The organism is Cereibacter changlensis JA139, from assembly GCF_003034985.1.
Classification (GTDB): Bacteria; Pseudomonadota; Alphaproteobacteria; order Rhodobacterales; family Rhodobacteraceae; genus Cereibacter; species Cereibacter changlensis.
The window spans coordinates 43,135-56,366 of record NZ_PZKG01000001.1 but is presented as its reverse complement, the minus strand read 5'-3'; the positions used below and the strand labels follow the sequence as shown (position 1 = coordinate 56,366).

The 13,232-nt window shown below is 67.6% G+C and carries 14 protein-coding genes and 1 tRNA gene; 7 read left to right on the top strand and 8 right to left on the bottom strand.

What is annotated here, in order from left to right; translation table 11 throughout:
* Window positions 1-127: 127 nt before the first annotated feature.
* From C5F48_RS00295 to C5F48_RS00275, 5 genes are read left to right on the top strand one after another with little or no spacing between them, the layout of a single operon-like run.
* Window positions 128-1,021 carry a UTP--glucose-1-phosphate uridylyltransferase gene (locus tag C5F48_RS00295; RefSeq protein WP_107661911.1) on the top strand — a complete coding sequence of 298 codons (894 nt, stop codon included), beginning with the start codon at window positions 128-130 and terminating at the stop codon, window positions 1,019-1,021.
* Window positions 1,022-2,233, top strand: a complete 1,212-nt coding sequence (locus C5F48_RS00290; protein WP_107661910.1) for a glycosyltransferase — start codon at window positions 1,022-1,024, stop codon at window positions 2,231-2,233.
* 39 nt (window positions 2,234-2,272) lie between these two features.
* Entirely contained in the window at window positions 2,273-3,283 is a 1,011-nt protein-coding gene (locus tag C5F48_RS00285; RefSeq protein ID WP_107661909.1) for a glycosyltransferase family 2 protein, read from the top strand.
* A gap of 1 nt (window position 3,284) precedes the next feature.
* Window positions 3,285-4,982, top strand: a complete 1,698-nt coding sequence (locus C5F48_RS00280; RefSeq protein ID WP_107661908.1) for a DUF5927 domain-containing protein — start codon at window positions 3,285-3,287, stop codon at window positions 4,980-4,982.
* Window positions 4,979-6,388 carry a nodulation protein NodH gene (locus C5F48_RS00275; protein ID WP_170139546.1) on the top strand — a complete coding sequence of 470 codons (1,410 nt, stop codon included), beginning with the start codon at window positions 4,979-4,981 and terminating at the stop codon, window positions 6,386-6,388. Before C5F48_RS00280 ends, C5F48_RS00275 begins: the two co-directional genes overlap by 4 nt.
* 2 nt (window positions 6,389-6,390) lie before the next feature.
* Here the strand turns inward: C5F48_RS00275 and C5F48_RS00270 are convergent, their stop codons facing one another.
* The 8 genes from C5F48_RS00270 to C5F48_RS00235 form a co-directional block, all read right to left on the bottom strand.
* Entirely contained in the window at window positions 6,391-6,855 is a 465-nt protein-coding gene (locus tag C5F48_RS00270) for a PTS sugar transporter subunit IIA (RefSeq protein WP_107661906.1), read from the bottom strand.
* Between the two features lie 32 nt (window positions 6,856-6,887).
* Complete coding sequence (gene hpf / locus C5F48_RS00265) at window positions 6,888-7,463, bottom strand: ribosome hibernation-promoting factor, HPF/YfiA family (protein ID WP_107661905.1); 576 nt, start codon at window positions 7,461-7,463, stop codon at window positions 6,888-6,890.
* Window positions 7,464-7,693: 230 nt separating this feature from the next.
* Window positions 7,694-8,458, bottom strand: coding sequence for an LPS export ABC transporter ATP-binding protein (gene lptB, locus C5F48_RS00260; protein ID WP_107661904.1), 765 nt, complete (start codon window positions 8,456-8,458; stop codon window positions 7,694-7,696).
* Window positions 8,455-8,940, bottom strand: a complete 486-nt coding sequence (lptA, locus tag C5F48_RS00255) for a lipopolysaccharide transport periplasmic protein LptA (protein WP_107661998.1) — start codon at window positions 8,938-8,940, stop codon at window positions 8,455-8,457. The genes lptB and lptA overlap by 4 nt, the downstream gene beginning before the upstream one ends.
* Window positions 8,941-8,963: 23 nt before the next feature.
* Entirely contained in the window at window positions 8,964-9,572 is a 609-nt protein-coding gene (lptC, locus tag C5F48_RS00250) for an LPS export ABC transporter periplasmic protein LptC (RefSeq protein WP_107661903.1), read from the bottom strand.
* 4 nt (window positions 9,573-9,576) lie between these two features.
* On the bottom strand, window positions 9,577-10,542 hold the full coding sequence (locus tag C5F48_RS00245; RefSeq protein ID WP_107661902.1) for a KpsF/GutQ family sugar-phosphate isomerase: 966 nt from the start codon (window positions 10,540-10,542) through the stop codon (window positions 9,577-9,579).
* Window positions 10,523-11,137 carry a ribonuclease D gene (locus tag C5F48_RS00240; protein ID WP_107661901.1) on the bottom strand — a complete coding sequence of 205 codons (615 nt, stop codon included), beginning with the start codon at window positions 11,135-11,137 and terminating at the stop codon, window positions 10,523-10,525. The genes C5F48_RS00245 and C5F48_RS00240 overlap by 20 nt, the downstream gene beginning before the upstream one ends.
* Before the next feature lie 33 nt (window positions 11,138-11,170).
* Window positions 11,171-11,255 (bottom strand) — tRNA-Leu (locus C5F48_RS00235).
* A 149-nt stretch (window positions 11,256-11,404) separates the two neighbouring features.
* Here C5F48_RS00235 and C5F48_RS00230 point away from each other — a divergent pair.
* Entirely contained in the window at window positions 11,405-12,391 is a 987-nt protein-coding gene (locus tag C5F48_RS00230) for a complex I NDUFA9 subunit family protein (protein ID WP_107661900.1), read from the top strand.
* A gap of 15 nt (window positions 12,392-12,406) precedes the next feature.
* Window positions 12,407-13,213, top strand: a complete 807-nt coding sequence (locus C5F48_RS00225; protein ID WP_107661899.1) for an undecaprenyl-diphosphate phosphatase — start codon at window positions 12,407-12,409, stop codon at window positions 13,211-13,213.
* Window positions 13,214-13,232: the final 19 nt, after the last annotated feature.

Below are 13,232 nucleotides of genomic sequence, written 5' to 3'. Positions count from 1 at the left end.
CACCGGCCGGAACAACCGTCGTTCAGCGTCATTCTGCCGAAACGCTGCGGGTTTATGGTGCGAAGCGCTGCAACTCCGTGTAGTTTGGGCCAGCCTCCACGAATGGGAGGCGATGAGAGTGAGAGATATGAGAATCAAGAAGGTTACCAAGGCAGTCTTCCCCGTAGCAGGCCTGGGCACCCGGTTTTTGCCTGCCACCAAGTCGATCCCGAAAGAGATCATGACCCTGGTCGACCGACCTCTCATCCAATATGCCATCGACGAGGCTCGGGCCGCCGGCATCAAGGAATTCATCTTCGTCACCTCGCGCGGCAAGGGCGCGCTGGAGGACTATTTCGACCACGCGCCGGAGCTCGAAGCCTCGCTGCGCCGGTCGAACAAGCTCGACCTGCTGAAGGTGCTGGAGCACACCAACATGGAAAGCGGCGCCATCGCCTATGTGCGCCAACACAAGGCGCTGGGCCTCGGCCATGCCGTCTGGTGCGCGCGCCGTCTGATCGGCGACGAGCCCTTCGCGGTCATGCTGCCGGATGACGTGATCGCCTCCGACAAGTCCTGCCTGCAGCAGATGGTCGAAGCCTATGCCGAGACCGGCGGCAACATGGTCGCCGCGATGGAGGTCTCGCCCGAGAAGGCGTCGTCCTACGGCATGCTGTCGATTGCAGAGGATCGCGGCGCCATCGTCGAAGTGAACGGCATGGTGGAGAAGCCGAAGAGCAACGCGCCGTCCAACCTCGCGGTGATCGGGCGCTACATCCTGTCGCCGACGGTGCTGAACAACCTCAACCGCATCAAGGAAGGCGCCGGTGGCGAGATCCAGCTGACCGACGCCATCGCCGAAGAGATCGGCGGGCCGGAGAAGGTCTATGGCTTCCGCTTCCGTGGCCAGCGCTACGACTGCGGCTCCAAGGCCGGCTTCCTGCAGGCGACCGTGGCCTTCGGCCTCGCCCGCCCGGAACTGCGCGAGGAGTTTTCGGCCTATCTGAGCGATATGACCTCGCTGGAAAAAGCCGCGCAGTAAGTGCGCGCCGCCGCCCCGGCGCGGCTTCTGGACCTGACGCGACTGCTGTCGCGTCTGGGGCAGGGGCCGCTGACCGGGGTGGACCGGGTGGAGGCCGCCTGGCTCGACCACCTGCTCGATGCGCCGCAGCCCTGTTTCGGGCTGCTGCGCACCCGGCTCGGCTTCCTGCTGCTGGACCGCAAGGGCATGCAGGCGCTGCGGGACCGGCTGGAGGGGCTGCCGCTCGGCCCTGCCGACCTTGCGGGCCGCCTGTTCCGCCGCAGCCAACCTTGGCGCGCCAAGGCCGAGGCCGACATGCGCCGCTTGGCCTGCGACCGCTGCCTTGCCCCCCTGCTCTCCCCCCTGCTGCGCCGGCATCTGCCCGCCGGCAGCTGCTATCTCAACCTCGGCCATGCCAACCTCAGCGAATTCGCCCTGCGACGGATCCGCGCCGCCGGGCTGCGGGTCGTGGTGCTGGTGCATGACGTGATCCCGCTGGAGCATCCGGAGTTCACCCGGCCCGGCATCCCCGCCGTCTTCCGCCGCAAGATGGCCGCGGTCTCGGCCGGGGCCGATCTGGTGATCCACAGCACCGAAGACGCCCGGCGCCGCACCGAGGCGCAGCTCGCCCGGCTGGGCCGGACCCCGCCCGGGATCACCGCGCCGCTGGGCGTTCCGATGCCGCGCCCCGACCCGGCGACGCCGCTGCCGGCGCTGCGCTATTTCGTCGCCGTCGGCACCATCGAGCCGCGCAAGAACCACGCGCTGCTCTTGGATGTCTGGGATCGGCTGGAGGAGAGCCTGCCGGCCGGCGAGGTTCCGCAGCTTCTGCTGCTCGGCCGGCGCGGCTGGAACAATGACGAGGTTTTCCAGAGGCTTGACGCCAGGGCCCGGAGCGGATCGGCCGTGCGGGAGCATCCGGATCTGCCGGACGGCGCGGTGGCGGCGCTCTTGGCGGGGGCCGAGGCGCTGCTGTTTCCCAGCTTCGCCGAGGGCTACGGCCTGCCGCCGCTGGAGGCGATGGCGCTGGGCGTGCCCGTGCTGTGCAGCAATCTGCCGGTCTTTGCCGAGACCCTGGGCGACTACCCCGTTTACCTCGATCCGAACGATCGCTATCTCTGGATCAGGGTGATCGCAGGCCGGAGTCCGGCAGGCGGACGCCCTCCGGCGCGTGGCCTGCCCGACTGGGCGAGCCATTTCCGGGCGGTCACCGCCGCATGTGATGCTTTGTAAGAGTGCGGGGCGCGTCGCCCCGGGGAGAGTAACGAGGGATTGGGCATCGTCTCGACCATCCGGCTGCGTCTGGCGCGCAATCGCTGGCAGTTGCGGGCGCTCCGCAAGCGCCGCGAGCTTGCGCCGGTCGCCTGCCGCACCGGCAGGATCCGCCGCGACGACATCCTGCTGTTCTCCACCCTGCGCAACGAGCGGGTGCGGCTGCCCTATTTCCTCGATTATTACCGCGCGCTCGGCGTCGATCATTTCCTGATCGTCGACAACGGGTCGGAGGATGGGTCGCGGGACTACCTCGCCGGGCAGGCCGATGTCTCTCTCTGGCATTCGGCGGCAAGCTACCGGCGGGCGCGGTTTGGCGTCGACTGGCTGAACGGGTTGCAGATGCGCCATGGCCACGGGCATTGGTGCCTGGTGGTCGATCCGGACGAGTTCTTCGTCTACCCGTTCTGCGACACCCGTCCGCTGCGGGCGCTGACCGACTGGCTCGACGCTTCCTCGATCAAGTCGTTCAGCGCCATGCTGCTGGACATGTATCCCAAGGGGCCGGTGGGCGCCGAGCCCTACCGCGAGGGGCAGGACCCGTTCGAGATCGCCTGCTGGTTCGACAGCGGCAATTACGCGATGACCCGCAACCCCCATTTCGGCAACCTGTGGATCCAGGGCGGGCCGCGCGCCCGGATGTTCTTCGCCGACCAGCCGGGGCGGGCTCCGGCGCTGAACAAGGTGCCGCTGGTGAAATGGCGCAGGGATTACGCCTATGTCAGCTCCACCCACATGCTGCTGCCGCGCGGGCTGAACCTCGTCTACGACGAATGGGGCGGCGAGAAGGCCTCGGGTTGCCTGCTGCACGCCAAGTTCCTCGACAGCTTCGCCTCCAAGGCCGAGGAGGAGATCCGCCGCGGCGAGCATTACGCCAACAGCCACGAATACCGGGCCTACCAGGCTGCGCTGGGCGACCGGCCGGATTTCTGGGGCCGCTGGAGCGAGAAATACATCAACTGGCGCCAGCTGGAGATCCTGGGGCTGATGTCCAGGGGGAACTGGGCCTGAGATGAGCGTCGGTTTCCTCATGCTCTGTCACACGGCCCTGGACCGGGCGGCGCAGGTGGCGCGGCACTGGGCCGAGCGCGGATGCCCGGTGGTGATCCACCTCGACCGCCGGGTTGCGGCCCGCCGCCATGCCCGGCTGGCGACCGTGCTGGCCGATCTGGGCAACATCCGCTTCTGCGAACGCCATGCCTGCGAATGGGGCACCTGGGGCGTCGTCGGGGCCACGCTCTCGGCCGCGACCGTGCTGCTGCGCGACTTTCCCAATGTGCGGCATGTGTATCTCGCCTCCGGCGCCTGCCTGCCGCTGCGCCCGGTGGCCGAGCTGCAAGCCTATCTCGAGGCCCGGCCGCAGACCGATTTCATCGAGTCGGTGACCACGGAGGATGTCGGCTGGGCGGTCGGCGGGCTGGATCTGGAGCGGTTCACCCTGCATTTCCCCTTCTCCTGGCGGCGCAACCGGCGGCTGTTCGACCGATACGTCACGCTCCAACGCCGTCTCGGCCTGCGCCGACGGATCCCCGAGGGGCTGGAGCCGCATCTGGGCAGCCAGTGGTGGTGCCTGACCCGGCGGACACTGGAGGCGATCCTGCAGGACCCGCAGCGGCCGGTGCTCGACCGCTACTTCCGCAAGGTCTGGATCCCGGACGAGTGCTATTTCCAGACGTTGGTGCGGCGCCATTCCCGGCAGGTCGACAGCCGGTCGCTGACGCTGGCGAAATTCGATTTCCAGGGCAAGCCGCATATCTTCTACGACGATCACCTGCAGCTCTTGCGCCGCTCCGACTGTTTCGTGGCGCGCAAGATCTGGCCGCAGGCCGGCAAGCTCTACCGCAGCTTCCTCCGCGACGACGCCGCCGACGCGGCGCGGGCCGAGCCGAACCCCGGCAAGATCGACCGGCTGTTCTCCAAGGCGGTGGAGCGGCGGACCAAGGGCCGCGCCGGGCTCTACATGCAGAGCCGCCACCCCAACCCCGGCTGGGAGAATGGCCGCACCGCCGCGGCCTATTCGGTCTTCGAGGGCTTCGCCGAGCTGTTCGAGAATTTTGCGCCCTGGCTCGGCAAGGTAGCCGGCACGCGGGTGCATGGCCATCTGTTCGCGCCGGACCGGGTGCAGTTCGCCGGGGGAGAGCCGGTCTATGACGGCGGGCTCAGCTCTTCGGCGGCGCTGCGCGACTACAACCCCCAGGCCTTCCTCACCAGCCTGATCTGGAACACGAGGGGCGAGCGGCAGTGCTTCCAGTTCGGCCCCGGCGACCGGCAGGAGATCGCCCGCTTCTTCGCCGCCGATCCGAATGCTCAGGTCTCGGTGATCTCGGGGGCCTGGGCGGTTCCGCTGTTCCGCTCCCGCCGCCCCGTGGCCGAGATCCGCAAGCAGGCCGCCTGGCTGCAGAAGGTTGAGAGCGGCCACCTGACCATGCTGGGCGCCTCCTGGGTGAAGGCGCGGGTGCGGGTCTGGCGCCTCGCGGAATTCATCGAGAGCCCGATGGAGCCGTTGCAGACCCTGATGGACGAGATCAGCCCGCGCGCCCTGCGCCGGCTGACCGAGGCGCCGCGGCTGGTGGACCTGACCGGCTTCGACCAGTTCCTGCACAGTCTGCGCAACGAGGGGATGAAACCTGTGCTGATCGGCGATTACCCGGCGCGCGGCGAGGCCGCGATCGCCCGCCGCCGCCAACCGCTGCTGGCGGGCGGATCATGACGCGCTTCGACAGTTTCGTGATGTTCGCCGCGATGCGGACCGGCTCCAACTATCTGGAAGCCAACCTGAACGCGCTGCCCGGCGTCCGCTGCCATGGCGAGCTGTTCAACCCCTCCTTCATCGGCGGGCAGGGCCAGACCGAGCTGCTGGGCTTCGACATGGCCGCGCGCGAGGCCGATCCGCTGGCCATGCTGCAGGCGGTGCGCGCCGCGACGCCGGGGCTGGCGGGCTTCCGCTATTTCCACGACCACGATCCGCGGGTGCTGGAGCCGGTGCTCTTCGACCCGCGCTGCGCCAAGATCATCCTCACCCGCAACCCGCTGGAAAGCTACGTCTCGTGGAAGATCGCCCGCGCCACCGGGCAGTGGACGCTGACCAACGCCCGGCGGCTGAAGACCGCCACCGTCCGCTTCGACCCACCGGAATTCGAGCGGCATCTGGAGGCGACCCAGGACTTCCAGCTCCGGCTGCTGCACGGGTTGCAGGTCTCGGGCCAAGGCGCCTTCTATGTCGATTACGAGGATCTGCAGGATCTGGAGGTTCTGAACGGCCTCGCCCGCTTCCTCGGCCTGCCTGCGGGGCTGGCGGCGGCGGATGCGACGCTGAAGAAGCAGAACCCCGGCGAGATCGCCGCCAAGGTCGAGAACCCTGAGGAGATGACCGCGGCGCTGGCCCGGCTGGACCGTTTCAACCTGGCGCGCACCCCGAATTTCGAGCCGCGCCGCGCTCCGGGGATCCCCGGCTTCGTCGCGGCGCAGGGGGCGGGGCTTTTGTACCTGCCGCTGCGTGGCGGGCCGGAGGCTGCGGTGCGCGACTGGCTGGGGCGGCTGGGGCAGGGGCTGCTCGGCGATTTCACCCAGAAGACCCTGCGCGACTGGAAGCGGAAGTCGCTGCCGCATCGCAGCTTCACCGTGCTGCGGCATCCGCTGGCCCGGGCGCATGCCGCCTTCTGCAGCCAGATCCTGACCGGGGCGCTGCCCGAACTGCGCAGCGCCCTGCAGAAGACCTGCGGCCTGCGCCTGCCGCCGCCGGGCGAGCCGCAGGAGGAGGCCGCGCATCGCGAGGCCTTCCTCGGCTTCCTGCGCTTCCTCAGGCTGAACCTGTCGGGCCAGACCGGCCTCAGGGTGGACGCGCATTTCGCCAGCCAGACCGCGGTCCTGCAGGGCTTCGCCCGGTTCCAGACCCCGGACGCAGTGCTGCGCGAGGCGCGGCTGGCCGAGGGACTGGCGGCGCTGGCGGCGGAGGTCGGCGCACCGTCGCCCGTCTTCCGGCCCATGGCCGAAGCGGCGCCGCATGCTCTGGCGGCGATCCATGGCGATGATCTGGAGGAGGCGGCGCGCGAGGCTTACCTGCGCGACTATGTCGGCTTCGGCTTCGGCCCTTGGCGGGCGGAAGCCGAAGCCTGAGGTCAGGCGGCCTGCGGCGCGCGGGTTTCCGTGAGGATCGCGTGCAGCTTGGCCGGATCGGTGTTGGCGCGCAGTTTCGTCACCACGGCGGAATCCCGCATGGTGCGCGACACCAGCGCCAGCGCCTTCAGATGGTCCACGCCGGAATCCTTCGGCGCGAACAGGGCAAAGACCAGATCCACCGGCTGCCGGTCGACGCTGTCATAGTCCAGCGGCTTTTCCAGCCTCAGGAAGACACCCACGATCCTGTCGAGATCCTCGAGCCTCGCATGCGGCAGCGCGATGCCGTGACCCACGCCGGTCGGCCCGAGGCTTTCACGCTCCTGCAGCCCGTCGATCGCCACGGAGGCATTCAGACCGTAGGCCGAGGACGCCACCTCACCGAGTTCCTGAAACAGGCGCTTCTTGCTTGTGACCTGGCCCAGGACCCGAACGGCCCCCGGCATCAACAGTTTCGAAAGTTCCATGGGCAGTTTTTGTCCTGCGCAGAGGCTGCGCTTTACTTGCTGTTGCGCGGGTCGATCCAGCCGATGTTCCCGTCTTCGCGACGGTATACGACATTCACACCGCCGTGTCCTTCATTCCGGAAAACAAGCATGGGCTGCCCTGCAAGTTCCAGCTGCATGACGGCCTCGCCCACGGTGATGGAGGGCACTTTCGTCTCCATCTCGGCGATCACCATCGGCTGCAGCGTTTCCGGCTCCACATCCTCGGCTCCCTCGGATGCGGCGAGGATATAGGAGGTACCGCCGCCGAATTCAACCGCTGCCGTACGGTCGCGGTGATGGTCGCGCAGGCGGCGCTTGTAGCGGCGCAGCTGCTTGTCCATCTTCTCGCGGCAGCTCTCGAAAGCCGCGTAGATTTCCGGGGCGTGTCCCTTGGCCTGGGCGTTCAGGCCGGTGGACAGGTGGATTGTGGCTTCGCAGACATGTTCATGCGCAACACGGGAAAACACGATGACCGCCTCGGTGGGACGTTGCGCGTATTTCTCGACCACTTCGCCAAGCTCTGCCTTGACGTGGGTCTGAAGCGCCTCACCGATGTCGATCTGTTTTCCGCTGATCTGGTATCGCATGATTCCTCCTTGGTGACTCGGCTCAGGCCAGTCCGCCCCCTACCGGGGTGCCCGCCGATTCCGGTTTCGCGACCTGTGCATCCGCCAGAACCAGCCGGGAAACAGGCGGATGGCCTGTGCCGGAGACGGTTCTGACGAGGGCGGGTTCTGCACACATCAAGGGCATTTGGCTGCCTTTGGGCCGCCATTGTCAACAGCCACGTCATGAAGCCGTTACGCTGGCGCTAACTTCAGGAGATGCGGAAGTTAGCGCCGAGATAGACCCGGCGCACGGTTTCGTCGCGCACCACCTCGTCGGTGGTGCCGCTCATCAGCACGGTTCCGTCATGCAGGATATAGGCGCGATCAACGATTTCCAGCGTCTCGCGCACGTTGTGATCGGTGATCAGCACGCCGATGCCGCGGCTTTTCAGGTCGTGCACCAAGTGGCGGATTTCCCCCACCGCGATCGGATCGACCCCGGCGAAGGGCTCGTCCAGTAAGAGATAGCTCGGATCTGCGGCAAGACAGCGCGCGATCTCGACCCGCCGCCGCTCGCCGCCCGACAGGGCCAGCGCCGGGGCGCGGCGCAGGTGGGTGATGGAGAACTCGCCCAAGAGCTCCTCCAGCCGCTCGCGCCGCTTGTGCCGGTCGCCGGGGATGGCGATCTCCAGCACCGCAAGGATATTGTCCTCCACCGACAGCCCGCGGAAGATCGACACCTCCTGCGGCAGGTAGCCGATGCCCATCCGGGCGCGGCGGTACATCGGCAGGGCGGTCACGTCGCGCCCGTCGATCAGCACCTGCCCGCCCTCCGGCGTCACCAGCCCGGCGATCGAGTAGAAGCAGGTCGTCTTGCCCGAACCGTTCGGCCCCAGCAGCGCCACGACCTCGCCACGGTTCAGGTGCATGCTGACGTCGCGGATCACCAGCCGCCGCTTGTAGCTCTTGCGCAGCCCGACGATCTGCAGCCCGCCCGGCGCCGGCGGCGGCGCGATGACCTGTCTGGCATTCATGGGGCCGAGCCCGGCTGGAACACGGTCTGCACCCGGCCCTGCATGGAGCCGGTGCCGGAGGTCAGGTTGATCACCAGCTTTTGACCGCTGAGCACGCTGGTCCCCTGGCTCAGCAGCACGTCGCCGGTCATCACCACCTCGCCCGAGTCGATGGTGTAGACCGCCTCCCGCGCCTCGGCCGCGTCCTCGTTGCTGGCCAGCGTCACCCCGCCCGAGGCATGCAGCCGCTCGATCCCGCCGCCTTCGGCATATTCCACCAGCACCTCGGCGGCCGAGAGCCGCATCGTGCCTTGGGCGACCGTCACGTTGCCGGAAAACACCGCGGTACCATCGGCCTGGTTCACGGTCAGCCCGTCGGCGTCGACTTGGACCGGCAGCGAGGTGTCCTGTCGCAGCCCGTCGAAGGCGACATTCGCCCCCTGCGCCAGGGTCGCGACCGGAAGGATCACCGCAAAAATCGCAGCGAAAAACAGCTTACCCATGCTTTGCCTCGGATCGGGGAACATCAATTCTGTGGCTCGTATATCAGTCTGACCCGGTTCCCGAAAACGATCACATAACCGCCCGCGGCGGTCGCGTCCTGGGTTATGCGCATGGAACCTGCTGTAATCTGACCCATCGGGGTGGTCCCGGCAAGGGCGCCCGGGCTCTGCACGTCGGTCACGTCCAGCGCCGCGCTCAGCGCATCGGTGGTGAGCCGGTAGCCGGTCGAGGTGGAGATCTGCACCCCGCCCTCCAGCCGCAGCAGCCGTGCGGCCTGATCCAGCGCGCCGCGCTCCGCCACCAGCCGGGTGCTGGCCCCGTCGGGGGTGTCGAGCTCGGCCTGCAGCGCCAGCGCGCTGCCGTCCGGGCTGCCCTCGGCGCCCGGCCGGACCTCGGCCGCGTCGACGGTCAGGGCCGCGCCGTCGCTGGTGATCCCGGCATAGGTCGGCGCGGTGATGCGCGGTTCGCGCACCCGGTCCTCGATATCGACTTCGGAATAGGGGATCGCGTCGGAGGGATCGATGGTGCGCGACACGAGGAACAGGGTGGACAGCATGACCAGCGCCACCAGCGGCAGCAGGATCTTCAGCCAGGACACCAGCCGGGAATGGAGATTGTCCGGCCGGGCCATCGGCTCAGGCCACGCCGGCGCGCAAACAATCGTGGATGTGGATCAGGCCCACGGCATTGCCGCTGCCCTCCGGGTCCACCACGAAGAGCGAGGTGATCTTCTTCTCGTTCATCACCGCCACCGCCTTCTCCGCCAGAGCCTCCGGCCCGATGGTGCGCGGGCCGCGGGTCATGACCTGCCCGGCGGTCAGCGACAGCAGCCCGTCCATGTGGCGCCGAAGGTCGCCGTCGGTGATCACACCCTCTAGGTAGCCATCGTCGCGGGTCACGCCAACCACGCCGAAGCCGCGCCCGCTCATCGCCAGCAAGGCTTCGCTCATCGGCGTGTCGGGACGGATCAGCGGCGGCTCGCGGTGCATCAGGTCGCTGACCTTGGACAGCCGCGCCCCCAGCTTGCCGCCGGGGTGGAAGACGCGGAAATGTTCGGGGGTGAACTGCCGATGTTCCATCAGCGCGACGGCCAGCGCATCGCCGAGCGCCAGCGTCATCGTGGTGGAGGAGGTCGGCACGATGCCGGTATCGCAGGCCTCGGCCACCGGCGGCAGCAGCAGCGCCACATCGGACTGGCGCAGCAGGGTGGATCCCGCGCGCGAGGCGACGCCGATCAGCGGGATGTCGAAGCGCCGGGTATGGGCGATGATGTCGGCCAGCTCCGGCGTCTCGCCCGAGTTTGACAGCACCAGCGCCACGTCGCCGCGCATCACCATGCCGAGATCGCCATGGCTGGCCTCGGCGGGATGGACGAATTGCGCCGGCGTGCCGGTGCTGGCGAAGGTGGCGGCGATCTTGCGGCCGACATGGCCCGACTTGCCCATGCCCGACACGATCACCCGGCCTTTGGCCTGCATGATCGTCTCGACCGCCTCGGCGAATCCGCCGTCGAGGCTGGCGCCGAGCGCGGTAAGCGCCTCGGCCTCACGGGCGATGACCCGGCGGCCGGTGGCGAGGAAATCAGTGATGGAAGATGTCATTCGGTTCGTCCCAGCCCATCAGGTCCAGCTGCGCCCGCGTCGGAAGGAAGTCGAAACACTTCTGCGCCAGCTCCGTCCGGCCCTCGCGCTGCAACCGGGTCTCGAGCTCTGCCTTCAGCCGGTGCAGGTAGAGCACGTCCGAGGCCGCATAGTCCTTCTGCGCGTCGGTCAGCTTCTCGGCGCCCCAGTCGGAGGTCTGCTGCTGCTTCGACACGTCGACGCCCACCAGCTCCTGCAACAGGTATTTCAGCCCGTGCCGGTCGGTGAAGGTGCGGATCATCCTCGAGGCGATCTTGGTGCACCAGACCGGCGCGGTGACGACGCCGAAAGCGGCGAACAGCGCGGCGATGTCGAAGCGGCCGAAGTGGAACAGTTTCAGGACGGCGGGATCGGTCAGCAGGCGTTCGAGGTTCGGCGCGGAGCGCTGGCCCCTGTCGATCTGGACCAGATGCGCGTGACCGTCACCGGACGACAGCTGCACGACGCAGAGCCGGTCGCGACGCGGGTCCAGACCCATCGTCTCGGTGTCGATGGCAACGACGGGACCTAGGTCCAGCCCAGAGGGCAAGTCATTGCGATACAAGTGGATTGTCACGTGCTGATCCTTCGAATTGGCACGAAGGATCGATGGTGCCCAGGAGAGGACTCGAACCTCCACGCCTTGCGGCACACGGACCTGAACCGTGCGCGTCTACCAATTCCGCCACCTGGGCAGGTGTCGTGAGGGCTGATCTAAAGGGCGTCGCGGGGACTGTCAACGGGGTGTTACGAAAAATCCGCATGCTTATTGTCGCTTGTTCGAGACGCCCCGGAAAGTTATGGGAGAGGGCAGAATTGGACCATGCCCGGAAGAGGATGGAAGATGAGCAAGCTTGTCACGATCTATGGCGGTTCGGGCTTTGTCGGGCGGTATATCGTCCGCCGTCTCGCGAAAGATGGCTGGCGCGTGCGTGTGGCGGTTCGTCGCCCCAATGAGGCTCTCTTCGTCAAACCCTATGGCAGCGTCGGCCAGGTCGAGCCGGTCTTCTGCAACATCCGCGACGACGCTTCGGTGCGCGCGGTGATGCATGGCGCGGATGCGGTGATCAACTGCGTCGGCGTGCTGAGCGAGAGCGGCAAGAACAGCTTCGACGCGGTGCAGGCGGAAGGCGCCGCCCGGATCGCCCGGATCGCCGCCGAGCAGGGCGTGGCGCATCTGGTGCAGCTGTCGGCCATCGGCGCCGATGCCGCCAGCCCCAGCGCCTATGCCCGCAGCAAGGCCAAGGGCGAGGCCGCGGTGCGGGCCGCCTTCCCGGCGGCCGTCATCCTGCGGCCCTCGGTGATCTTCGGGCCGGAGGACCAGTTCTTCAACCGTTTCGCCGGCATGACCCGCTTCGCCCCCGCGCTGGCGGTGGTCGGCGGCAACACGAAATTCCAGCCGGTGCATGTCGATGATGTGGCCAAGGCTGCAGTGCTCGGCGTCACCGGCAAGGCCGCGCTGGGGATCTACGAACTGGGCGGGCCGGATGTGGCGACCTTCCGCCAGCTGATGCAAGAGATGCTGGCGGTGATCGAGCGTCGCAAGATGGTGATCAACATCCCGTTCTTCCTCGCGCACATCATGGCGGGCGCTTTCGGCCTGCTGCAGACGCTGACGCTGGGCCTCTTCACCAACAAGATCCTGACCCGCGACCAGGTCCGCAACCTCTCGCGCGACAATGTCGTGGCGCCGGGGGCGAAGGGCTTCGCCGATCTGGGCATCGTGCCCACGGCGATGGAAGCGGTGCTTCCGGAATACCTGTGGCGCTACCGGGCTTCGGGCCAATACGCGTCGATCAAGAATTCGGCGAAGAATCTGCGCAAGATCTGACCAACAGGAGCGACTATGGCGGAGTCCACGACCCTGGTCGCAGCCCTTCTGGGGCTGGTCGAAGGATTGACCGAATTCATCCCGGTGTCCTCCACCGGGCATCTGCTGCTGGCAGGGCATTTCCTCGGCTTCGAGAGCGCCGGCCGGACCTTCGAGGTGGTGATCCAGCTCGGCGCGGTGCTGGCGGTGCTGACCGTCTATGCCGCGAGGCTGCTCGCGGTCTTCGCCGCCGCGCCGCATGATCCCAAGGCGCGGCGCTTCATCGTTTCGGTGCTGGTGGCCTTCGTGCCCGCCGTGGTCATCGGCGTGCTGGCGCATGGCTTCATCAAGACCGTGCTGTTCGAGACGCCGATCCTCATCGCCGTCATGCTGATCCTCGGCGGGATCGTGCTGCTCTTCGTCGACCGCATGGCGCCCGATCCCCGCTATGAGGACGCGATGGCGCTGCCGCTGGGCATGGCGCTGAAGATCGGCTTCATCCAGTGCCTCGCGATGATCCCCGGCGTGTCGCGTTCCGGCTCGACCATCGTCGGCGCGCTGCTTCTGGGCGCCAGCAAGCGGGCGGCGGCGGAGTTTTCCTTCTTTCTGTCGATGCCGACCATGGCCGGCGCCTTCGCCTATGACCTCTACAAGAACCGCGACGTTCTGGACGCCGGGGCGATGTCGGAGATCGCGGTGGGCTTCGTCATGGCCTTCATCAGCGGGATCTTCGTGGTGAAATGGCTGCTCGGCTATGTCAGCCGGCATGGCTACGCGCTGTTCGGCTGGTGGCGAATCATCATCGGGACGGCGGCTCTGACCGCGCTTTTGCTGGGGCGGTGAGGTGATAGGTAAGCAAGGC

What these genes read in the sequence shown, in the direction of transcription:
- C5F48_RS00295 (WP_107661911.1), top strand. Translation starts at nt 128, where the DNA reads ATGAGAATCAAGAAGGTTACCAAGGCAGTCTTCCCCGTAGCAGGCCTG.
- C5F48_RS00280 (WP_107661908.1), top strand. Translation starts at nt 3,285, where the DNA reads ATGAGCGTCGGTTTCCTCATGCTCTGTCACACGGCCCTGGACCGGGCG.
- C5F48_RS00275 (WP_170139546.1), top strand. Translation starts at nt 4,979, where the DNA reads ATGACGCGCTTCGACAGTTTCGTGATGTTCGCCGCGATGCGGACCGGC.
- C5F48_RS00270 (WP_107661906.1), bottom strand. Translation starts at nt 6,855, where the DNA reads ATGGAACTTTCGAAACTGTTGATGCCGGGGGCCGTTCGGGTCCTGGGC.
- hpf (WP_107661905.1), bottom strand. Translation starts at nt 7,463, where the DNA reads ATGCGATACCAGATCAGCGGAAAACAGATCGACATCGGTGAGGCGCTT.
- lptB (WP_107661904.1), bottom strand. Translation starts at nt 8,458, where the DNA reads ATGAATGCCAGACAGGTCATCGCGCCGCCGCCGGCGCCGGGCGGGCTG.
- lptA (WP_107661998.1), bottom strand. Translation starts at nt 8,940, where the DNA reads ATGGGTAAGCTGTTTTTCGCTGCGATTTTTGCGGTGATCCTTCCGGTC.
- lptC (WP_107661903.1), bottom strand. Translation starts at nt 9,572, where the DNA reads ATGGCCCGGCCGGACAATCTCCATTCCCGGCTGGTGTCCTGGCTGAAG.
- C5F48_RS00245 (WP_107661902.1), bottom strand. Translation starts at nt 10,542, where the DNA reads ATGACATCTTCCATCACTGATTTCCTCGCCACCGGCCGCCGGGTCATC.
- C5F48_RS00230 (WP_107661900.1), top strand. Translation starts at nt 11,405, where the DNA reads ATGAGCAAGCTTGTCACGATCTATGGCGGTTCGGGCTTTGTCGGGCGG.
- C5F48_RS00225 (WP_107661899.1), top strand. Translation starts at nt 12,407, where the DNA reads ATGGCGGAGTCCACGACCCTGGTCGCAGCCCTTCTGGGGCTGGTCGAA.